The sequence below is a fragment of the Streptomyces sp. NPDC028305 genome, from assembly GCF_055569495.1.
On the sequence record NZ_JBVHTN010000004.1, the window covers coordinates 1,057,744 to 1,079,439 of the forward strand.

Here is a 21,696-nt window from a genome sequence, read left to right on the forward strand (position 1 = left end):
AGAAGAGAGACCATGTCCACCAAGCACACACTCTCCGTCCTGGTGGAGAACACCCCCGGCATCCTGGCCCGGATCGCCGCGCTGTTCTCCCGCCGCGGCTTCAACATCGACTCGCTCGCGGTCGGCGTCACCGAGCACCCCGACATCTCCCGGATCACCATCGTGGTCAATGTCGACGAGCTCCCGCTGGAGCAGGTCACCAAGCAGCTCAACAAGCTGGTCAACGTTCTGAAGATCGTCGAGCTGGAGGGCAGCCAGGCGATCCAGCGGGAACTCGTCCTGGTGAAGGTCCGCGCCGACAACGAGACCCGCTCCCAGATCGTCGAGATCGTCCAGCTGTTCCGCGCCAAGACCGTGGACGTCTCCCCGGAGGCCGTGACCATCGAGGCCACCGGCAGCAGCGACAAGCTCGAGGCCATGTTCAAGATGCTGGAACCGTACGGCATCAAGGAACTGGTCCAGTCCGGCACCATCGCCATAGGGCGCGGCGCCCGCTCCATCACCGACCGGAGCCTGCGCGCGCTCGACCGAACCGCCTGACGGGCCCTGGGGCGCCGGGCGGCTGATCATGGCCGACCCGGGGCCCGTATGGCGAGACCCCGCAACCTTCATCCGCCCGCCCGTCATACGGTGGGACGCACAACCCGAAAACGCTAGGAGAATCCCGAAGTGGCCGAGCTGTTCTACGACGACGACGCCGACCTGTCCATCATCCAGGGCCGCAAGGTCGCGGTCCTCGGCTACGGCAGCCAGGGCCACGCCCACGCGCTGTCGCTGCGCGACTCGGGCGTCGACGTCCGGGTCGGCCTGCACGAGGGCTCGAAGTCCAAGGCCAAGGCCGAGGAGCAGGGGCTGCGCGTCGTCACCCCGGCCGAGGCCGCCGCCGAGGCCGACGTGATCATGATCCTGGTCCCGGACCCGATCCAGGCCAAGGTGTACGAGGAGTCGGTGAAGGCCAACCTGAAGGACGGCGACGCGCTGTTCTTCGGCCACGGCTTCAACATCCGGTTCGGCTTCATCCAGCCGCCGGCCGGCGTCGACGTTTGCATGGTCGCCCCCAAGGGCCCGGGCCACCTGGTCCGCCGCCAGTACGAGGAGGGCCGCGGCGTGCCGTGTATCGCGGCCGTCGAGCAGGACGCCACCGGCAACGCCTTCGCGCTCGCCCTGTCGTACGCCAAGGGCATCGGCGGCACCCGCGCCGGCGTCATCAAGACCACCTTCACCGAGGAGACCGAGACCGACCTCTTCGGCGAGCAGGCGGTGCTGTGCGGTGGCACCTCCGCGCTGGTCAAGGCCGGATTCGAGACCCTGGTCGAGGCCGGCTACCAGCCGGAGATCGCGTACTTCGAGTGCCTCCACGAGCTGAAGCTGATCGTGGACCTCATGTACGAGGGCGGCCTGGAGAAGATGCGCTGGTCGATCTCCGAGACCGCGGAGTGGGGCGACTACGTCACCGGCCCGCGGATCATCAACGACCAGACCAAGGCCGAGATGAAGAAGGTCCTCGCCGAGATCCAGGACGGCACCTTCGCCAAGAACTGGATGGACGAGTACCACGCGGGTCTGCCGAAGTACAACGAGTACAAGAAGGCCGACGGCGACCACCTGCTGGAGACCACCGGCAAGGAGCTGCGCAAGCTCATGAGCTGGGTCGACGACGAGGCCTGAGCCCTCAGGGACCGGACCCGCGAGCCCGCACCTCGGGGGTCCGGTCCCGGACTTGTCCATCATGCAAGACCACGTGCGGGTGATCCTGCCGCTATGGCGCAAAACGCCTGTGGTACGCCACTACACTGACGGGAACAAGCGCGTCAGGGCTCACAGCGTCGTGTGTCTTTCACGCGGCTGCCCCCCTTCACGCCTGCGGCCGTCGGGACGGCCGTCCGCATAGGACTAGTGAGGACTGAAGACCACGTGAGCACTGCTTCCACGGGTAAACCCGTCGTACTCATCGCCGAAGAGTTGTCGCCCGCCACGGTGGACGCCCTGGGCCCGGACTTCGAGATCCGCAGCTGCAACGGCGGGGACCGGGCCGAGCTGCTGCCCGCCATCGCCGACGTGGACGCGATCCTCGTGCGCAGCGCCACCAAGGTCGATGCCGAGGCCATCGCCGCGGCGAAGAAGCTCAAGGTGATCGCCCGCGCGGGCGTCGGTCTCGACAATGTGGACGTCTCCGCCGCCACCAAGGCCGGTGTGATGGTCGTCAACGCCCCGACGTCCAACATCGTCACCGCCGCCGAGCTGGCCTGTGGTCTGCTGGTCGCCACCGCCCGCAACATCCCGCAGGCGAACGCGGCGCTGAAGAACGGCGAGTGGAAGCGCAGCAAGTACACCGGCGTGGAGCTGAGCGAGAAGACCCTCGGCGTCGTCGGCCTCGGCCGCATCGGCGTGCTGGTCGCCCAGCGGATGTCCGCCTTCGGCATGAAGATCGTCGCGTACGACCCCTACGTCCAGCCCGCGCGCGCCGCCCAGATGGGCGTCAAGCTGCTGTCGCTCGACGAGCTGCTCGAGGTCTCCGACTTCATCACGGTCCACCTCCCCAAGACCCCCGAGACCGTCGGCCTGATCGGCGACGAGGCGCTCCACAAGGTCAAGCCCGAGGTCCGGATCGTCAACGCCGCGCGCGGCGGGATCGTCGACGAGGAGGCGCTGGCGGCGGCCCTCAAGGAGGGCCGGGTCGCGGCCGCCGGCCTGGACGTCTTCTCCAAGGAGCCGTGCACGGACTCCCCGCTCTTCGAGTTCGACAACGTGGTCGCCACCCCGCACCTGGGCGCCTCCACCGGCGAGGCCCAGGAGAAGGCGGGCATCGCGGTCGCCCGCTCGGTGCGCCTGGCGCTTGCGGGCGAGCTGGTCCCGGACGCGGTGAACGTCCAAGGCGGCGTCATCGCCGAGGAGGTGCGCCCCGGGCTGCCGCTGGCCGAGAAGCTCGGGCGGATCTTCACCGCGCTCGCGGGCGAGGTCGCGGTCCGGCTGGACGTCGAGGTGTACGGCGAGATCACCCAGCACGACGTCAAGGTGCTCGAGCTCTCCGCGCTCAAGGGCGTGTTCGAGGACATCGTCGACGAGACCGTGTCGTATGTGAACGCCCCGCTGTTCGCGCAGGAGCGCGGCGTCGAGGTGCGTCTGACCACCAGCTCGGAGTCCTCGGAGCACCGCAATGTGGTGACCGTTCGCGGCACCCTCTCCGGGGGCGACGAGGTCTCGATCTCCGGCACCCTGGCCGGCCCCAAGCACCAGCAGAAGATCGTCGCGGTCGGCGAGTACGACGTCGACCTGGCGCTCGCCGATCACATGGCCTTCCTGCGCTACACCGACCGCCCGGGCGTGGTCGGCACGCTCGGCCGGATCCTCGGCGAGGCGGGCATCAACATCGCCGGTATGCAGGTCTCGCGTTCGGCGGCGGGCGGCGCGGCGCTGGTGGCGCTGACCGTGGACGACACGATCCCGCAGACGGTCCTCACCGAGATCGCCGAGGAGATCGGCGCCACGTCGGCCCGTTCGGTCAACCTGGTCGACTGAGCGAGACCGCAGGGCGGCCTCCGACAGCACAGAGCAGCACAGGGCCCGGCCCCCGCTTCGGCGGGGGCCGGGCTTTGTCGTGCCCGGGGGCCGCGGGTGCGTTCGTGGGTGTGTTCGGGACTCGCCGGGGTTTTTCATCATGTGTTGAATGACGTGCGCTCAGCGGCTACGCTAAAACAGCTAAGTGGAGAAAAAGTCTCCACCTAGCTCGCCATGTGCGCTGCCCGTGGGAGGTCCGCCGTGTCCACCACCCCCGACGCCGACGCGGCCGAGGCCCCCGAAGTGCCCGGTGCCGCCGACCGGCCCGGGCCGCCCCGGATGCGGGCCGACGCCCGCCGCAACCGCGAGCAGATCCTGTGCGCCGCCCGCTCGGTCTTCGCCGAACAGGGCCCCGACGCCCCCCTCGATGAGATCGCGCGCCGGGCCGGCGTGGGCATCGCGACGCTCTACCGGCGGTTTCCCGAGCGCGCCGATCTGATCCGCGCGGTGGCGATAGACGTGTTCACCGCGCTGGTCGAGACCGCGCACCGGGCGGCCGAGGAGGCGTGCGACCCGCTGGACGCGCTGCGCCGCTTCATGCACGCGGCCCTCGATCTCAAGATCGGCTCGGTGGTGCCCTCGCTCCTCGGCCGGGTCACGGTCGACGAGCTCGTGGACGCCGTCAGCCAGGACGCCGCCGACCCCGTGGACGAGCTGCTCCGGCAGGCCCGCGAGGCCGGGCTGGTCCGCTCCGACGTCGTCTTCGGCGACATAACCCTGCTGCTCATCCGGCTGGCCCGCCCGCTGCCGGGCGGCCTCATCCCGGAGGACGAGGCGCTCGCGCACCGCCATCTGGACGTATATCTCGACGGCCTGCGCCCCGACGGCAGCCCCCGGCCCAACACCCCGCTGTCCGGTCCGGCGCTGGACTCCGCCGCGTTCAAGCGGCTCAGAGGACGGGTGATGGGCGGCGGGTCGGACTGACCCGTCCAGTCGCTTCCGGAGGACCCCCGTGCCCGGGCAAACCCCGCCGGGGAAGCCTCTCTAAGCCCGAAATCTTCGCATTCGCCCCAGAAAGGCACCGCTATGGCCCAGCCCCTCGACACGCAGCCCGCGGTCAACCCCCGGCGCTGGCTGGCACTGCTCTTCATCGGCCTGGCCCAGCTGATGATCGTCCTCGATATCACCGTCGTGAACATCGCCCTGCCCTCGGCCCAGCAGGACCTCGGGATCTCCGACGGCGACCGGCAGTGGGTGGTCACCGCCTACACCCTGGCGTTCGGCAGCCTGCTGCTCCTCGGCGGACGGATCGCCGACTACACCGGCCGCCGGCGCACCTTCCTCATCGGTCTGATCGGCTTCGCCGCGTCCTCCGCCCTCGGCGGCGCGGCCTCCGGGTTCGGGATGCTCCTCGCCGCCCGCGCGCTCCAGGGCGTGTTCGCCGCCCTGCTCGCCCCCACGGTGCTGTCCCTGATCTCGGTGAACTTCACCGAACCGCGCGAGCGCGCCAAGGCCTTCGGCGTCTTCGGCGCCATCGCGGCGGGCGGCGGCGCGGTCGGGCTGGTGCTCGGCGGGCTGCTGACCGAGTATCTGAACTGGCGCTGGTGCCTGTATGTGAACGTGCCCGTCGCCGCCGTCGCCGTCTTCAGCTGGTACGTCCTGCCCGCCGACGAGCCCGCCAAGGGCGAGCGCGCCCGCTTCGACGTGCCCGGCGTGCTGCTGGCCGTGTCCGGTCTTGTCGCGCTGGTGTACGGGTGCAGCGAGGCGGAGTCCGAGGGCTGGGGGTCGCTGACCGTGACCGGGCTGCTCACCCTGGGCGTGGTCCTGCTGACGGCGTTCGTCCTGACCGAGCGCGTCGTCCCGCGCCCGCTGCTGCCCCTGCGGGTGATCACGGACCGCACGCGCGGCAGCGCCTATCTCGCGGTCGGGATGGCGGTCGTCGGCATGTTCGCGATGTTCCTCTTCCTCACGTACTACATGCAGCGCGTCAAGGGCTACTCGGCGCTGGTCAGCGGCGTGGCCTTTCTGCCGATGACCGCGGCCGTGCTGGTCTCGGCCGCCGGCGTCGGGTCCCGGCTGCTCCCCAAGGTGGCGCCCCGCGTCCTCATGGTCCCGGGCATGCTCATCGCGGCCCTCGGCGTCGCGCTGCTGGTCCCCCTGGAGCCCGGCAGCTCGTACGCGGCGGGCATCCTGCCCGCCGAACTTCTCGTCGGCTTCGGCATGGGCCTGACGATGGCGCCGTCGATGAACTACTCCACCCACGGCGTCCAGCCCCAGGACGCGGGCATCGCCTCCGCCACCGTCAACACCGCCCAGCAGATCGGCGGCTCGATCGGCACGGCGATGCTCAACACGATCGCCACCAGCGCCACCAACGACTACCTGGCCCCGGCGGTCCGCGCCGGTGAGGTCAGCCCGCAGATGGCCAAGGAAGGCCTGGTCGAGGGGTTCTCCCAGGCCTTCGTCTGGTCCTCGGTCATCCTCGCGGTGTCGGCGGTCGTGGTGGGCCTGCTGATGAACACCCCGCGGCCGAGCCGTCAGCCCGACGCGGAGCAGGTGGCGCCGCTTCCGGCGCACCTGGGATAGCCCCGTCCGGGGTGGAAACATCCGCGCCGGGGCCGCCCCTACCCCCGTCAGGGGCGGCTCCGGCGTCTTCGGATCCCATCAGCACGCGATAGGCGTCCCGCCAGACGCGGGCCTCGTCGAACCCGGGAGACATCCAGGTCGTCACCCTGGTCTCGCCGCGCGTACGGTACTTGCGCATGATCGCGACGTGGTCCGGCAGACCCACGAATCCGTACAGGGCCTGATCGCCGGTCCACACGGACACCGCGCCGCAGCGCCGGGCCCACGGCGCCGTCCACAGCCACAGGCCGACCGCCCCGTCGAGCGTGGGCCAGCCGCGCCGCAGCCGGACGGCCGCGCGGGCGATGCCGGGCAGGTCCAGCCGTCTGGCGAAGGTGAAGTCGGTGACGCTGACCAGCACCGGGCCGTCCGTGCCCGCCTCCGGCCCGGGGCGCCAGCCGGTTCTCAGCATGACCCGCCCGCCCCGCGCGGGGTACGGCCGAGCAGGCCGAGCAGCCGGTGGCACGGCGGTGCGCCGTCCGGGTGCGGGAGGCGCCGGTCGAAGGCGGCGCCGGGGCCGCGGCCCTCCTCCGGCACCCTCTCGGCGATCCGCAGCGCGGCGGCGGTCAGCTCCTCATCGGGTTCCCACGGGACGCCGATCGTCACCGCGACATCCCAGGCGTGGACGACGCAGTCGAGGAAGTGGAAGCCGATCGCGACCCGCCCGGGGAAGGCCCCGCCCTCCCGCACCTCCGGCAGGACGAACGGCCGGTCAAGCACGCCGTCTTCCGTGAACGCCTCGCCGACCAGCGCCGCCGACGCCTCGAACGCGGCGCGAGGGTCGCCGCCGAGGTCGCCCTCGCGCCAGACGGAGAGCGTTCCGCCCGCGCCGCGCGCCGCGGCGGCGAAACCCTCGTTCTGGCTGACGAGATGGCGGATCAGGCCGTGCAGGGTCCAGTCCGGGCACGGCGTCGGGAGCGGCAGCTGATCGTCTTTCATCCTGCCCACGACCTCGCCCAGGAGCGTCAGCGCGCGGCGGTCGAGCTCTTGGACGTCCGCCTTGTGAATTTCCATGGCCCGAGCCTAAAAATGGCAGTGGACCAACACCAGGTCCAATAAACCCTCATACGATTGAGCCAATATGGAGGTCCACGTCAGCCTGGACGGGCATCGCGACCTGTCCGGCCAGATCTATCGACAGGTCCGTGCCGCCATCCTCGACGGGCGGCTGCGACCGGGCGACGCCCTGCCGCCCACCCGGGAGATGGCCCGTCGTCTCGCGGTGGCCCGCAACACGGTCGGCGTCGCCTACGACCGCCTGGCGAGCGAGGGCTATCTGGAGAGCCGGGTCGGCGCGGGGACGTTCGTACGGGCGGTCGGCCGGACGTCGGGCGCCGGGAGCACCCCGTCCGTCCTGCGGCCGCGCCCCGTCTGGGACGGGGTGTCGCTATGGCGGGCCCGGGCCGACGACGAGCCGGCCTCCGTCGCGTACGACCTGCGCGTGGGGCTGCCGGACGCCCGGCTGTTCCCGTATCAGACCTGGCGGCGGCTGGTGGCCCGCGAGCTGCGCCCGTCGGCCTCGGCCGCGCGGGGCCTCGGACATCCGGCGGGCCACGGCGGGCTGCGCGCGGCGATCGCCCGCCACATCGGCCTCTCCCGGGCGGTGCGGGCGTCTGCCGACGATGTGGTGGTGACCAACGGCATCCAGCAGGCCCTCGACCTGATCTGCCGGGTGATGGTCGGGCCGGGCGACGGCGTCGCGGTCGAGGACCCCGGCTATCCGCCGGCCCGGATGCTCTTCCGCTCGCTGGGCGCCACGGTCGTGGAGGTCCCGGTGGACGCCGAGGGGCTGTGCGTCGACGCCCTGCCGGACGGGGTGCGCGTGGTCTATGTGACGCCCTCCCACCAGTTCCCGCTGGGCATGCCGATGTCGCTGCGGCGCCGGATGGCGCTCGTCGAGTGGGCCGAGCGACACGGCGCGGTCGTGATCGAGGACGACTACGACAGCGAGTTCCGGTTCGGCGGGCGGCCGATCGACCCGTTGCAGAGCGTCGACCGGGCCGGACATGTGATCTACGTGGGCTCCTTCTCGAAGGTCATGCTGCCCTCGCTGAGGCTCGGCTTCCTGATCGCGCCGGCCCCGCTGCGGGACGCGCTGCGCGCGGCGAAGTACGTCACCGACTGGAGCACCTCCCTGCCCACTCAGGCGGCGCTGGCCCGGTTCATCGACGACGGCCTGCTGGCCCGCCACATCCGCCGGATGCGGCAGGAGTACGCGGCGCGGCACCAGCGGATCACGACCGCGCTCGCCCAGGACTTCCCGGATCGGCTCGACGTCGTCCCGTCCTCGGCCGGTCTGCATGTCACCGCCTACGCCACGGGCGACCTCGCCGAACTGGTGGGCCGGGCCCGCGCCTCGGGGGTGGCGCTCCACACTCTGTCCGAGGTCGCCATGAGCCCTTCCGTACGCCCGGGTCTCGTCTTCGGCTACGGCGCGATCGCAGCGCCGGACATCGGTCCGGCGCTGCGGCGGCTGGCAGTTGTCTGATCAGTCGGCGGCGGGGATGTCGAGGGCCGTTCCGTACAGGCGGGACACCCGGATCCTGATCACCACGCGCCGGTCCGCCACCACCTGCTCCAGGAAGGCCGCCTCGTCCCGCGGGTCGTCGAAGCCGGGCGTCAGGGAGAGCAGTTCCCGCCCGACCGCGTCGCCGGGCACGGTCGTCACCTCGGAGATCTCCGCGTCGCCCTCGGCGACGGCGAACGACCAGACATCCGGGCCCACGTGCAGGGCGGCGTGCGGGTCGCGGCGCAGCTGACGCACCTTGAGGCGGTCGGCGGTGGTGGAGATCCGGATCACGCGCTCCTCGGGGCTCCAGCGGTAGATCACGGTCGAAAGGTGGGGGTGGCCGCTGCGCCTGACCGTGGCGAGCACCGCGAACTGCCCCTCCCGCAGCACCCGGGACAGTTCCTCGTCCGTGAGCGGCCGGGGCTCGGGTCCGGAACCCGGCTTGTGCTCTTCCTCGTTCGTCGGGCTGGTGTTCTCGACCACGTTCGTGTTCATGGGGCCGGGCCTTTCGGTGGTGGTGAGGGAGGGGGTCAGGCGACGGGGGCGGGGGCGGCGGCCGGGTCGGCGGCCTCCTCGGTCACCGCGGTGGGCCGCGGCCGGGGCTGGGCGAGCACGGTGAACGCGACGACGAAGGCGGCGACGAGCAGCCCGGCACCGACGGTGAAGGCCAGCCGGTAGCCGCCGGTCAGCGCCTCGGCCCGGCTCCGGCCCTGGGCCAGCAGGCTGTCGCTGCGGGACGCCGCCAGGGTGGACAGGACCGCGACGCCCAGGCTCATCCCGATCTGCTGGGTGGTGTTGAACAGCCCGGAGGCGAGACCGGCGTCGTCCTCCTTCGCGCCGGACATGCCGAGGGTGGTCAGCGCCGGGAGCGCGAGGCCGAAGCCGGCGGCGAGCAGCATCACGGGAAGGAGGTCGGTGACGTAGTCCGCGTGCACGGGGACGCGGGTGAGCAGCCCGAGGACCCCGATCAGGAGCACGATCCCCGCCAGCAGCACCTTGCGCTCGCCGAAGCGGGCGTTGAGCCGGGCGGAGACGCCCAGGGAGACGGCGCCGATGACGGCGGCGGCCGGGAGCATGGCCAGGCCGGTCTCGGCGGCGCCGTACTCCAGCACCCGCTGGAGATAGAGGGCGACCAGGATCTGGAAGGAGAACAGGGCGGCGACCATCAGGACCTGGATGACATTGGCCCCCGCGACGCTGCGCGACCGGAGGATCCGCAGCGGCATGAGCGGGGTGCGGGCGGTGGCCTGGCGGGCGACGAACCCGGCGAGCAGAAGCAGCGAGAGGGCTCCCAAGCCGAGGGTGTGAGCCGAAGTCCAGCCGTGTTCCTCGACCTTGACCACGGTGTAGATGCCCAGCATCAGCCCCGCCGTGACGAGGATGGCGCCGATGACATCGGCTCCGGCGCGCAGGCCGAGCCCGCGGTCGGCGGGCAGGACCGGGACGGCGATCGCGAGGGCCACCAGCCCGATCGGCAGGTTGATGAGGAAGATCCAGTGCCAGTTGAGCGCGTCGGTGAGGACCCCGCCGAGCACCTGGCCGATCGAGGCGCCGGCCGCGCCGGTGAAGCTGAACACGGCGATCGCCTTGGCGCGCTCCCTGGGCTCGGTGAACAGCGTGACCAGGATGCCCAGGCTGACCGCGGAGGACATCGCGCTGCCGACCCCCTGGAGGAACCGGGCGGCGATCAGTATCGCGGGGGAGGTGGCGGCGGCCGCCAGCAGGGAGGCCGCGGTGAAGACCCCGACGCCGGCCAGGAACATGCGCTTACGGCCGATCAGGTCGCCGAGCCGTCCCGCGAGCAGGAGCAGGCTGCCGAACGCGATCAGGTAGGCGTTGACGACCCAGCTCAGACCGACGGGGGAGAAGCCCAGGTCGTCCTGGATGGCCGGCATCGCCACGGTCACGATGGAGCCGTCGAGGACGACCATCAGCATCCCCGTCGCGATCACGCCGAGTGCCAGCCAGCGCGAGCGGGAAATGGCGGGAGGGGAAGCGGAAATAGCAGACATAACGTCTCTCCTGTCGATGCCGTCGCGTGATGGCGACAGGAAAGACCGTAGCAGATAGTTCCGTTGCAGACGATCTATTTCAGTTCTATATGTGTCACTGGCGTGCCCGCCGGGCGGGCCGGGGGCTCTCCGCCGGGGTGGCCAGATGCCCTTCGGTCAGCTGGTTCAGGGCCTGGAGCAGGGCGGTCCGGGTGGGCTCGGGGAGCGCCCCCAGGGCATCCCGGTGCACCTGGTCGACGAGCTCCTGGCTCCGCTCGGCGACCTGTGCGCCCTCCTCGGTGACGGCGATGATCCGGGCCCGCCGGTCCTTGCTGGAGGGGCGGCGCTCGGCGAGGCCGGCCGCCTCCAGGGCGTCCACCGTCACCACCATCGTGGTCTTGTCCATGTCTCCGAGCTCGGCGAGCTGGGCCTGGGTGCGCTCCTCCTCCAGGGCGTGGACCAGCACACAGTGCATGCGCGCCGTCAGCCCGATCTCGGAGAGCGCCGCGGCCATGCGGGTGCGCAGAACATGGCTGGTGTGGTCCAGCAGGTACGACAGGTCGGGTTGGGTGCGTGAGGGTGCCATGGCGGTCATGTCCGCCAGGGTAACAATGTCGATCCGTGGCGGATTATCCCGAAGGGGACTTTTTGGCGGCCGGGGACGGCCGTACGGCCTTCCTGGGGCCCGCCTCGCGGAGCACCGTGTGCCGGACGGCCGCCGCCGAGCGCTGCGGGCGGTAGCGGTACACGTCGGCGGGGGACCAGCCGACGTCCGTGGTGAAGGTGCGGGTCGCCCACTCGGGGGGCTGGGTACCCGACGCCTCCGCGTCCGCGCGCGCCCTGGCCGCCGCGGTCTCGAACTTCCGCCGGGCGACGGCGTCGATGTCGAGCGGGCGGCCGCGGTACCAGGACCCGGTGTCATGGAACTGGTGGCCGTGGAAGTTGGCCAGCACGATGTCCGGGGAGGCGCCGGGGCCGGTGTGGTCGAAGGCGTTGTACTCGGAGACGAGCTTGGATTCGAGCCCCACGCCGAGAAAGTACGCGCTGCCGCCGAGCCGTTCGCCGCGCATCGGGTAGTCGGGATCGACGGTGGAGCCGCGGAAGTAGTTGTTGTACGTGTGGACCTGGCCGAAGCGGACGCGCGGGGAGCGCTGGGCGGTGTCGGCGAAGAGGTTGTGGTGGAAGGTGATCCGCAGATGGCCGCGGTCGCGGTCGCCCTTGCCGTCGCCCGAGCCGATGAGGACGGTCTTCTCGTGGTCGGTGAAGCGGCTGTAGGAGACGGTGACGAAGTCGGTGGCGTCCTCCATGTCGAGCAGCCCGTCATGGCGCTCGACGGGCTTGCCGTGGAAGCCGGCCGGGGCCTGGCTGTTGGGGTAGCGGCCGTCACCGAAGGCGCAGTGGTCGATCCAGAGATTGCGGCCGGTGACCACCGACATGGCGTCGAAGCGCGCGTTCCAGGCGCCTTGGTCGCCGTCGCCGGGATCCCAGCTGGGGAAGTGGTCGATGGGCGCCTCGAAGCGGAGATCGCGGACGATGATGTTCTGGCCGGTGTTGACGGTGAGGTCGACGCCGAGGAGGGCCGCGTCGTCGCCCGCCCCGAGGATCGTGGTGTTGCTGGGGACGGTCAGCTGGATCTGCTGCTTCTGGGCGTTCGAGCCGGTGATCCGCAGCGTACGCATCCGCTTGCACCACTCGTAGCGGTCGTCGCTCCAGGATGTGCCGTCGGGGCCGAAGCAGTCCATGTACCGGCGCAGGTCCCAGCCGGGGGCGTAGTCCTGTTCGCCGAGGAGGCGGCCGTCGTCGGTCTGGTTGCCGTGGACGGTGCCGCGAATGGTGATGACCTTGGGTGCGGTGGGGTCGCCGTGGTTGGCCAGGGCGGCCTTGAGCTCGGCCCGGTTCCGCACCGTATGCCTGCTGTCGGGTGCGGCGCCCGCGCCCCCGGTGGTGCCCGGGCCCGCCGTGGCCCAGCCGGTGGGCCGGTCTTGAGGCAGGTCCCGCTGCGCGGCGGCGGCCCCGCCGGGTGCGGCCAGAAGCCCGCACACCAGCGAGGCCGCCAGGGCGTACGACGTACGTCCGAGCACGGCTAACCCGCCAGCTCGTACGCGTAGTCGGGGGAGAAGCTGCCCGCGGCGCCCGCGCAGCCGTCCAGCTCGCCCGGCAGCTTGATCCACAGATAGGCGTCGATGGCCGGGTCGCCGGTGTTCGCGGTCGGGTTCTCGCCCACCTTGCGGCCGTGCGGGTCGCACCAGGCGTTGTCGGGGGCGGGGCCGTTGCCGTTGCGGCTGGTGTCGATGACCGCGGTCAGGCCCGAGCCGCCGAGCTGGCCGAGCACGCTCTTGGCGAAGGCGACCTCGTTCGAGGTGCGGTTGTAGTTGGAGACATTGCTGTAGATGCCGTCGCCGCTGGTCAGCACGGACGCCGAGCGCAGCCGCGAGGCCTGTACGGAGGCGCTGTTCCACGCGGAGTGCCCGGCGTCGAAGTAGACCCGGGCCTTGGGGCTCGCGGCGTGGATGGCGGAGGCGGCCCGGGCGAGCGAGGCGTAGCGGGCGCTCAGCTCGCTCGACGACAGGCAGCTGATGAGCGCGATCGAGTCCGGTTCGAGGATGACGATCGAGGACCCGCTGCCCAGTCCGGCGGCGAAGTTGCGCGCCCACGCGTCGTAGGCGGTGAGGTCGGGGGCGCCGCCGGCGGAGGCGCCGCCGCAGTCGCGGTTGGGGATCATGTACGCGACGAGGACGGGGACCTGGTTCTTGGAGGCGGCCGCGGAGGTCACCTTGCGGACGTCCGCGGTGACGGTGGAGGGGGAGTAGCGGGCGAACCAGACGGCCTGCGGCTGGCTGGCTATCCGCGAGGCTATGCGCGGCTGGCGGGAGTCGCCGGGGTTGGCGGCGACCCACTTGTTGACCTGGGAGTCCGGGTCGGTGAAGAAGCTCGTGTCGGCGGGCAGTTCACCCGCGACGGCTTGGGGCGCATGGCCCGCCCCCACCAGGAATGCGGTGGCGAGCGCGGCGGTCACTAAGGCTCGGGGGAGGCGCACGGTGCATCAGTCCTCTCGGGGGGATTCAGGGGACTTTGGTGTTTTCTGTGACGTCAGTTGGCAGAGAGAAACGAGTAGCTCTCCGTGCCTCTGGTTGCCGCCGCGCGCAGGAAGGTTGCCATCGGATTCGACGAGGATTCGAGTCAAGCTCCAGGAGGCTTACGGCCGTTGGCGGCGCCCGGCATGACGCGACCCCGCCCGGGGTCCCGGGCGGGGTCGCGTCGGTGAGGGGCGCGGGGCCACGGCCTAGCGGCGGCCCGCCACCGTCTCCGGCCGGAGTTCGCCCGGTGCCGTCCCCCGCTCGGCACCGGACGCGAGCGGCTCCCCGTGCTCCCGCGCGCTCTCCTCGGCGGTCTTCGCGGTGTCCTCGGCGTCGCGGGCCGCGGCCCGGATGTGCCGCAGGGCGAAGGCCGCCACGACCGCGGCCGCGACCAGGACCAGCGCCCCAGCCACCGAAGCCACCCGCAAGCCGTGGGTGAACGCCTCGCGCGCCGCGCTCAGCATCTCGTCCCCGGCCGGACCGGTCAGCCGGTCGGCCACCGCCGCCGCGCCGCCCAGCGTCTCGCGGGCCGCGTCCAGCGCGTCGGGCGGCAGGCCGGACGGCAGGTCGGCGGGCAGCTTGTCCGTCATGTCGTGGCGGTAGACGGCGTTGCCGACGACGCCGAGCAGGGCCATCCCGAGCGCCCCGCCGAACTCCTGGCCCGTCTCCAGCAGGGACGAGGCGGAACCGGCCTTCTCCGCCGGGGCCGCGCCCAGCGCCATGTCGGTGATCAGCGACATCACGGTGACGATGCCCGAGGCGAGGACGCCCGCCGCGATCAGCACGAGCCACAGCGAGTCGGTGCCGGCGAGGGTCAGCAGCCCGAAGCCGGCGGCCGCGACGAGGAATCCGCCGCTGATGACGTACGCCCGGTTCACCTTCTGGGCGAGCGCGGCCGATGCCGGGCCGGCGGCGCCCACCAGCACCGAGGGGAGCAGGCTCCACAGCGCGGCTTCCAGCGGGCCCTTGCCGAGCACCGACTGCAGGTACTGGGTGGTGAAGAGGGCGGAGCCCATCATCGCGAACGAGGCCATGAGGTTGAGCCCGATCGAGGAGCCGAAGCCGCGGCGGCGGAACAGCTCGGGGCTGATCATGGGGTGCGCGTGGGTGCGCTGGCAGTGGACGAAGACGAGGCCGATCAGCAGCCCGGCCGCGATCCACAGCGCCCGCGGCCCGCTGAACCCGTGGGCCGCCGACTCCTTCAGACCGTAGATCACCGGCAGCACCGCGCCCATCGACAGCGGAACGCCCAGCAGGTCGAACTTCCCCGGGGCCGGGTCCTTGAACTCGGGCACCAGGACCGGGACGAGGATCAGCAGCAGCGCCATCACCGGGGTGTTGATGAGGAAGACCGAGCCCCACCAGAAGTGGGACAGCATGACCCCGCCCAGCACCGAGCCGAGCGCGACCCCGCCGGCCATGGCGCCGGACCAGATGCCGATCGCGGTGGCGCGCTGCTTCGGGTCCTGGAAGAGATTGCGGCTGAGCGCCATGGTCGAGGGCATCAGGGTCGCCCCGCCGATGCCGAGCAGCGCGCGGGCCGCGATCAGCATCTCGGCGCTGTTCGCGTACGCGGCCGCCACCGAGGCGGCGCCGAAGGCCGTGGCGCCGATCATCAGCAGCTTCCGGCGCCCGATCCGGTCGCCGAGCGACCCCATGGTGATGAGCAGCCCGGCGAGGGCGAAGCCGTAGATGTCGAAGATCCACAGCTGCTGGGTGGAACTGGGGCGCAGCTGCGCGCTGATCTCGGGGAGCGCGAAGTACAGCACCGACACGTCCATGGACACCAGGAGCAGCGGGAGCATCAGCACCGCGAAGGCGGTCCACTCCTTGCGACCGGCCCGGGAATTGGCGGAAGTCGAAGTCATGCCGAGGACTATACGAACGTCTTAAACGCTTGTCTAGTACGGCTGTATAAGACGGATGTCTTGGACGGTTGTATGGGTCTCGGGATAGGGTGGACGGCATGGGACACCGAGAGGATCTGCTGGCGGGGGCCAAGCGCTGCCTGCTGGAAAAGGGCTGGTCACGCACCACCGCGCGGGACATCGTGGCCGCCTCGGGCGCCAATCTGGCGTCCATCGGCTACCACTACGGCTCCAAGGACGCCCTGATGAGGGAGGCCCTGTTCGCGGCCATGGGCGAGTGGGCGGACGACGTGGAGCGGTCCTTGAAGGAAGAGGCCCGCAGCGCCGAGGGCCCGGGCGCCGAGGACTCCGGCGCGGGCCAGGCAGCGCGGTTCGAGGCGGGGTGGACCCGGATGCTCGAACTGTTCGGCAAGCACCAGGCGCTGTGGCGGGTGCAGCTCGAGGCGGTCATGCGGGTCGAGGGCGACCCGGAGCTGCGCGCGGCGTTCGGTCAGGCGCAGCCGGAGGGGCGGAAGGGGCTGGTGGCCCTCTTCCATGGGATCCCGGAGGACGAGGTCGACGAGGAGAGCGCGCGGATCCTGGGCTCGTTCTACATGATGCTGGTGGGCGGCATGGCCGTGCAGATGGCCATCGACCCCGACGCCACGCCCCTCGCCGGGGATCTGACCGAGGCGATGCGCCGCATCCTCACCGGCCCGCCCCTCGGCCCGGCCGGCTGACCCCGCGTCACCCCTGGGCGGGGCGCCGGGCCCGGCGCGGTCGTCCCGCTTGCGGGCGCCGAGGATCTCAGAACTTGCCGCCCTGCTCCTCCGTGCGGTGCCCCAACCGCCTGGAGAACTCGGCGAGGAAGGCGGTGCCGAGCGGTGGCCACCCCCAGAAGTCGAACGCGAGCGCCCCGAGGTCGAAGCCGGAGCCGAACCGCCACTCGGTGACCGGGACGACCGCACCGCACGCGGCGCAGGCCGTGCTTTCCCCGCCGGTCTCCTTCCAGGCGGCGATGGCCTCCCGGAACGGCCGCCAGACCTCGTCGTCCGCCTCGAACTGCTCCGGATAGTCGATGATCACGGTCTTCGTGTCGCACCGCGGGCAGACCGCGGAGTCCGCCTCGTCCTGCCCCTGGCCCCCGACGTAGTAGTCCCGCCCGGTCATGACCGCCACCGGGCCCGGCTGCCACCCCGTCTCCGCGGAACCCTCCACGGCCCGGTCCCAGCGGGGGCCGGGCACATAACCCTCGTCCGCGGTCTGGCTGTACACCCCTTCGCCGGACGTCTCACGGGTGATCACACCCTCGGCGACCAGCCAGCCGACCATCCGCTCCGCGAGCGCCCCGGCCTCGTCGCCGGCCGCCTCCACATCGACGATCCGCTGAAAGTAGTCACCCATCGGCAGCCCCGTCGCCATCGCCCTCGTCGCACGGGCTTCCCCCGCGTCCCCCCACTGTGACACCCGCCACCGACAGCGGGCCGGGCCACCCGGGCGCGGCCCGCCGGTCACAGGCGCGCGGACTTCAGGGCCATGTGCAGCAAAAGCCGGTCCTCACCCGCGTCGAGGTCGAGACCGGTCAGCTGCTCGACGCGGGAGAGCCGGTAGTAGAGCGTCTGCCGGTGGATGCCGAGCGCCTGGGCGGTGCGGCTCGCCTGTCCCGCACAGTCCAGGAACGCCTCCGTGGTACGGGCGAGTTCGGCGTGCGAGGGCTCCAACAGGGCTCGTACCGCGGGGTCGGGGCCGGCCTGGGCGGGCAGCGCGGCCAGCAGCCGGTACGGGCCGATGGCGGACCACTCAGCGACCGGGCCCAGCCGCGGGTCCGCCCGCGCGGCCCGCGCGGCGGCCAGCGCCTCGGGCCAGGCGGCGGGCAGGTCGTCCAGGCCGCGACGCGGCTCGCTGACCCCCGCGAACCCTCCGCCCCGCCCGGTCCCCGCGCCGGAGCCGGGGGCGGCGGCCGGAGCGGCCGCTTCCGGGGAGCGGAGGAGGTGTTCGGCCGCGGTACGGGCCGGGTCCAGGGCCGTCGAGGCGCGCAGCCGGACCAGCGCGGCCAGGCTCGCCATCGGCCCGGCCGGAACAGCGGGACCGGCCCCGGCGAGTACACAGACGGCGGCCACCCCGGGCGGGCTGGGCAGCCGGGCGGAGCGGTAATCCGCGGCGTCCGCGCCGTCCCCCGGGGCCCACGGGGTCACCGCGACGAGCGCCAGCGGCCCGTCGGCCGCCCCGCGCAGCGCGGCGCGCAGGGCCGTGCGCGCGGTGTCGCGGCCGCCCGGCTCCCCGGTGAGCAGATCGCGCAGCATCCGGCCGAGCTCCTCGTCCGCCCTGGCCTCCGCCGCCAGCAGCACCCCGATCCGCGCCGCCGTCTCCATGGCGCGGGCGAGCCGGGGGTCCGGCGGGCCGGCCGGGCCGCCGAGCTCCAGGTCGGACAGATGGCCGTCGTCCAGCAGCCACACATAGCCGTGCACCACGCCCCGGTGGCGCACCGGCAGACAGATCCGGCCCATGAAGACCCCCGCCCCCGGGTCCGGCGGGATTCGCAGCGGCGCCTGGGCCCGCGCGATGCCGAAGCCCTCGAACCAGGCGCGCACCGCGGCGGTGGACCGGCGCCGCAGGATGGAGCGGGTGCGCACCGGATCCAGCGCCGGCTCGTCGGCCCCGTCGGCCTCGTCACTCTCGTCGAGGTCTCTGCCGCCGTCCTGGGCGCCGAAGGCGATCAGCCCGAAGTCGCGGTTCTCGAGCGTCGCGGGCGCTCCGAGTGCCGCCGAGATCTCGTCCACGAGCTGCTGATAGTCGTCCAGCACCGGTCTCTCTCCTCCTCCCGCCGCTCCGGGTTCCGGCCGCTCTCCCATTCTCATACATCTGTCTGAGATCCCGGACACGGATGCGTGACAGCTGTCGATGGCCCGGGATCCGAGCGATCCTTAAGTTTCACGGTGAGTCAACAAAGCCGTCCGACGGCCGTCATCGTGGAGGTGCCCCGTGCTGGGTCCCGTGCTGCTCGCCGCTTCCCGCAGCGCCGCCATCCGGCGCATCGTCTCGGCCGCCCCGGTCACCCGCCCGACGGTGGACCGGTTCGTCGCGGGCGAGCGCCTCGCCGAGGCCGTCCCGGTCGTACGCGCACTGGCGGACCGCGGCCTGGAGGTGACGCTCGACCACCTGGGCGAGGACATCACCGATCCGGCGGAAGCGCTGCGCAACCGGGACGCCTATCTCGCGCTCACCGAGGCGCTGGCCGCCGAGGACCTGGCCGGCCGGGCGGAGATGTCGGTGAAGCTGTCCGCCTTCGGGCAGGCGCTGCCCGGCGGCCACGATCTGGCCCTGGCCCATGTGACCCCGGTGGTGGAGGCCGCGGACGCGGCGGGCACCACGGTCACCCTGGACATGGAGGACCACACCACCGTGGACTCCACTCTCGCGATCCTCGCCGAGCTGCGCCGGCGGTTCCCGAAGACCGGCGCGGTCCTCCAGTCGTATCTCTTCCGCACCGAGGACGACTGCCGGGCGCTGGCCGGGGAGGGCTCGCGGGTGCGGCTGGTGAAGGGCGCGTACAAGGAGCCGGCGAGCGTCGCGCACCAGGACAAGCGCGAGGTCGACCTGGCCTATGTGCGCTGTCTGAAGATCCTCATGGCGGGCGAGGGCTACCCGATGATCGGCTCCCACGACCCCCGCATGGTCGCCATCACCCAGGAGCTGGCGCGCCGCCTCGGCCGCAAGCTCGACGAGTACGAGTTCCAGATGCTGTACGGGATCCGCCCGGCCGAGCAGGAGCGGCTCGCTGCCGAGGGGCACCGTATGCGGGTTTACGTCCCGTATGGAACAGACTGGTACGGGTACTTCATGCGGCGCCTCGCGGAGCGCCCCGCGAATCTGGCGTTCTTCCTGCGCTCGCTGGCCGGCCGTAGTTGAGCGTTGACCGGCTGAACGACATCGTCGTCCAGCTGGTCAACGCTCGGCCCTCTGGGCCTTGTGGCCTATAAGGAGACGAAGGCCACGTGACTCCTCCCCCGACCGAAGCCGGGAGCTTCTCACTTGGCGAACCAGACAACCGCATGACGGACAAGCCCTGCCCGGTGCCTCGCGGCACTCACACAGCGTAGCAGTACCGCCACTCAGGCGAAGGAGAAAATGATGGACGCCGTGACCCAGGTCCCCGTGCCGGTGAACGAGCCGGTGCACACCTACGCCCCCGGCACCCCGGAGCGCGCCCGCCTCGAGACCAAGCTCAAGGAGCTGGCCCAGAACCCCGTCGACCTGCCGATGACCATCGGCGGCGAGAAGCGGATGGGCGGGGGCACGCGCTTCGACGTCGTACAGCCGCACAACCACGCGGCCCGCCTGGGCACCTACGCCAACGCCACCCAGGCCGACGCGCAGGACGCGATCGACGCCGCCCTGGCCGCCGCCCCGGCCTGGCGCGCGCTCGACTTCGACGACCGGGCCGCGATCATCCTCAAGGCCGCCGACCTGCTCTCCGGCCCCTGGCGGGAGACGCTGGCCGCCTCCACCATGCTCGGCCAGTCCAAGACCGCCCAGCAGGCCGAGATCGACACTCCGTGTGAGCTGATCGACTTCTGGCGCTTCAACGTCCACTTCGCCCGCCAGATCCTGGCCGAGCAGCCGGTGACCAACTCCCCGGGGGTCTGGAACCGCAGCGACCACCGGCCGCTGGAGGGGTTCGTCTACGCGATCACGCCCTTCAACTTCACCGCCATCGCGGGCAACCTCCCCACCGCCCCCGCCCTGATGGGCAATGTGGTGGTCTGGAAGCCGTCCCCGACGCAGACCCACGCCGCCGTGCTGCTGATGGAGCTGCTGGAGGAGGCGGGGCTGCCCAAGGGCGTGATCAACCTGGTGACCGGCGACGGCAAGGACGTCTCCGAGGTGGCCCTGGCCCACCCGGACCTCGCGGGCATCCACTTCACCGGCTCGACGCGCACCTTCCAGTACCTGTGGAAGACGGTCGGCACCAACATCGAGGCGTACAAGACCTACCCGCGCCTGGTCGGGGAGACCGGTGGCAAGGACTTCATCGTCGCCCACCCGTCGGCCGACCCGAAGGTGCTGAAGACGGCGATGACCCGCGGCGCCTTCGAGTACCAGGGCCAGAAGTGCTCGGCCGCCTCGCGCGCCTACGTCCCGCGCTCGCTGTGGGAGAGCGGCTTCAAGGAGGAGTTCGCGGCCGAGGTCGAGGGCCTGACCATGGGCGATGTGACCGATCTCGGCAACTTCATCGGCGCCGTCATCGACGAGCGCGCCTTCGCCAAGTCCAAGGCGGCCATCGACCGGGCGAAGTCCGACCCGACCGTCGAGGTCGTGGCGGGCGGCGGCTACGACGACAGCGAGGGTTACTTCGTCCGCCCGACGGTCCTCGTCTCCACCGACCCGGACAACGAGATCTTCAGGGACGAGTACTTCGGCCCGATCCTCGGGGTGTTCGTCTACGAGGACGCCGAGTACGACGCGATGCTGGCGCAGATGGAGTCGGCGTCGCCGTACGGCCTCACCGGCTGCGTCATCGCCCGGGACCGCGCCGCGGCCGCCGCCACCTGTGAGGCGCTGCGCTTCGCGGCCGGCAACTTCTACATCAACGACAAGCCCACCGGGGCCGTCGTCGGCCAGCAGCCCTTCGGTGGCGGGCGGGCCTCCGGCACCAACGACAAGGCGGGCGCCAAGCAGAACCTGATGCGCTGGACCTCCACCCGCTCCATCAAGGAGACCCTGGTCCCGCCGACCGACTACCGCTACCCGCACATGGGCTGACCCGCCCCGGCCGGCCCCGGTCGAACCCGCTGCTCGAAACCCCTGGTCGAGCCGGTCGACGGCCGCCTTCCGCGCCCCGCGCGGACGGCGGCCGTCGCCGTGTGACAAGCCGAAAAGTCATGGACGGGGGAGGCGCGGCGGTGCTAGCGTCTGACAGCCAAGTAGCCGTTATTCACGGCAGTTTACGAAGCTAACCAACGAGTAAGCACCTTCTGAACGGCGCGAATACTGGTTGGTCGAGGCCGAACGGGGGTTGGCCTCGACCACCCATGACTCATGTCTGCGTCTCAGATAGTAGGACGTCCGAGTAATTGTGGGGACAGTCCGGCCCCGAGGCCTTATTTTTGTGGAAGCCGAACGTCTCGCTCCATCGAGCGATGGCGGCC

Annotated in this window: 18 protein-coding genes; 9 read left to right on the top strand and 9 right to left on the bottom strand. The window is 71.6% G+C overall.

The genetic code is table 11. The annotated features are described in order from the left end of the window. Positions 1-12: 12 nt before the first annotated feature. The 5 genes from ilvN (at position 13) to ACZ4WQ_RS20925 (ending at position 6,084) form a co-directional block, all read left to right on the top strand. Positions 13-540, top strand: a complete 528-nt coding sequence (ilvN, locus tag ACZ4WQ_RS20905; protein ID WP_311730729.1) for an acetolactate synthase small subunit — start codon at positions 13-15, stop codon at positions 538-540. A 129-nt stretch (positions 541-669) separates the two neighbouring features. Next, positions 670-1,668 (top strand): ketol-acid reductoisomerase, encoded by a 999-nt coding sequence (gene ilvC, locus ACZ4WQ_RS20910; RefSeq protein WP_352129389.1) that lies wholly within the window; start codon positions 670-672, stop codon positions 1,666-1,668. A 246-nt stretch (positions 1,669-1,914) separates the two neighbouring features. Continuing rightward, positions 1,915-3,519, top strand: coding sequence for a phosphoglycerate dehydrogenase (serA, locus tag ACZ4WQ_RS20915; RefSeq protein WP_311730727.1), 1,605 nt, complete (start codon positions 1,915-1,917; stop codon positions 3,517-3,519). Positions 3,520-3,759: 240 nt separating this feature from the next. Beyond that, positions 3,760-4,482: a TetR/AcrR family transcriptional regulator gene (locus ACZ4WQ_RS20920; RefSeq protein WP_468022336.1), complete on the top strand. Its 723-nt coding sequence runs from the start codon at positions 3,760-3,762 to the stop codon at positions 4,480-4,482. A gap of 102 nt (positions 4,483-4,584) precedes the next feature. Next, positions 4,585-6,084, top strand: coding sequence for an MFS transporter (locus ACZ4WQ_RS20925; RefSeq protein ID WP_311730725.1), 1,500 nt, complete (start codon positions 4,585-4,587; stop codon positions 6,082-6,084). Positions 6,085-6,528: 444 nt separating this feature from the next. On the opposite strand, the gene ACZ4WQ_RS20930 is transcribed toward ACZ4WQ_RS20925, so the two are convergent. Continuing rightward, positions 6,529-7,137, bottom strand: a complete 609-nt coding sequence (locus ACZ4WQ_RS20930) for a TIGR03086 family metal-binding protein (protein ID WP_311730723.1) — start codon at positions 7,135-7,137, stop codon at positions 6,529-6,531. Between the two features lie 67 nt (positions 7,138-7,204). Between ACZ4WQ_RS20930 and pdxR the strand changes: the two genes are divergently transcribed. Further along, positions 7,205-8,611: a MocR-like pyridoxine biosynthesis transcription factor PdxR gene (pdxR, locus tag ACZ4WQ_RS20935; RefSeq protein WP_311730722.1), complete on the top strand. Its 1,407-nt coding sequence runs from the start codon at positions 7,205-7,207 to the stop codon at positions 8,609-8,611. On the opposite strand, the gene ACZ4WQ_RS20940 is transcribed toward pdxR, so the two are convergent. From ACZ4WQ_RS20940 to ACZ4WQ_RS20965, 6 genes are all read right to left on the bottom strand, one after another. Next, a complete protein-coding gene (locus tag ACZ4WQ_RS20940; protein ID WP_311730721.1) occupies positions 8,612-9,127 on the bottom strand; it encodes a TIGR03618 family F420-dependent PPOX class oxidoreductase in 516 nt (171 codons plus the stop codon). It abuts the gene before it with no gap. A 35-nt stretch (positions 9,128-9,162) separates the two neighbouring features. Next, complete coding sequence (locus ACZ4WQ_RS20945; RefSeq protein ID WP_361192427.1) at positions 9,163-10,644, bottom strand: MFS transporter; 1,482 nt, start codon at positions 10,642-10,644, stop codon at positions 9,163-9,165. Positions 10,645-10,738: 94 nt separating this feature from the next. Beyond that, the gene (locus ACZ4WQ_RS20950) at positions 10,739-11,218 is read right to left on the bottom strand and encodes a MarR family winged helix-turn-helix transcriptional regulator (RefSeq protein ID WP_398896240.1); all 480 of its coding nucleotides are present in this window, start codon (positions 11,216-11,218) and stop codon (positions 10,739-10,741) included. A gap of 34 nt (positions 11,219-11,252) precedes the next feature. After that, entirely contained in the window at positions 11,253-12,704 is a 1,452-nt protein-coding gene (locus ACZ4WQ_RS20955; protein WP_398371769.1) for a polysaccharide lyase family 1 protein, read from the bottom strand. 2 nt (positions 12,705-12,706) lie between these two features. Continuing rightward, positions 12,707-13,660 carry a glycoside hydrolase family 6 protein gene (locus tag ACZ4WQ_RS20960; RefSeq protein ID WP_311730717.1) on the bottom strand — a complete coding sequence of 318 codons (954 nt, stop codon included), beginning with the start codon at positions 13,658-13,660 and terminating at the stop codon, positions 12,707-12,709. 246 nt (positions 13,661-13,906) lie between these two features. After that, positions 13,907-15,568 (bottom strand): MFS transporter, encoded by a 1,662-nt coding sequence (locus ACZ4WQ_RS20965; protein ID WP_398371771.1) that lies wholly within the window; start codon positions 15,566-15,568, stop codon positions 13,907-13,909. Between the two features lie 98 nt (positions 15,569-15,666). On the opposite strand from ACZ4WQ_RS20965, the gene ACZ4WQ_RS20970 reads away from it, so the two are divergent. Further along, entirely contained in the window at positions 15,667-16,287 is a 621-nt protein-coding gene (locus ACZ4WQ_RS20970; protein ID WP_361192436.1) for a TetR/AcrR family transcriptional regulator, read from the top strand. Positions 16,288-16,354: 67 nt separating this feature from the next. Here the strand turns inward: ACZ4WQ_RS20970 and ACZ4WQ_RS20975 are convergent, their stop codons facing one another. After that, positions 16,355-16,951: a hypothetical protein gene (locus ACZ4WQ_RS20975; RefSeq protein ID WP_398371773.1), complete on the bottom strand. Its 597-nt coding sequence runs from the start codon at positions 16,949-16,951 to the stop codon at positions 16,355-16,357. A 107-nt stretch (positions 16,952-17,058) separates the two neighbouring features. Then, positions 17,059-18,351, bottom strand: a complete 1,293-nt coding sequence (locus ACZ4WQ_RS20980) for a PucR family transcriptional regulator (RefSeq protein WP_398371775.1) — start codon at positions 18,349-18,351, stop codon at positions 17,059-17,061. 178 nt (positions 18,352-18,529) lie between these two features. On the opposite strand from ACZ4WQ_RS20980, the gene ACZ4WQ_RS20985 reads away from it, so the two are divergent. After that, complete coding sequence (locus ACZ4WQ_RS20985; protein ID WP_398371777.1) at positions 18,530-19,456, top strand: proline dehydrogenase family protein; 927 nt, start codon at positions 18,530-18,532, stop codon at positions 19,454-19,456. Positions 19,457-19,678: 222 nt separating this feature from the next. Next, a complete protein-coding gene (gene pruA / locus ACZ4WQ_RS20990; RefSeq protein ID WP_311730741.1) occupies positions 19,679-21,310 on the top strand; it encodes an L-glutamate gamma-semialdehyde dehydrogenase in 1,632 nt (543 codons plus the stop codon). Positions 21,311-21,696: the final 386 nt, after the last annotated feature.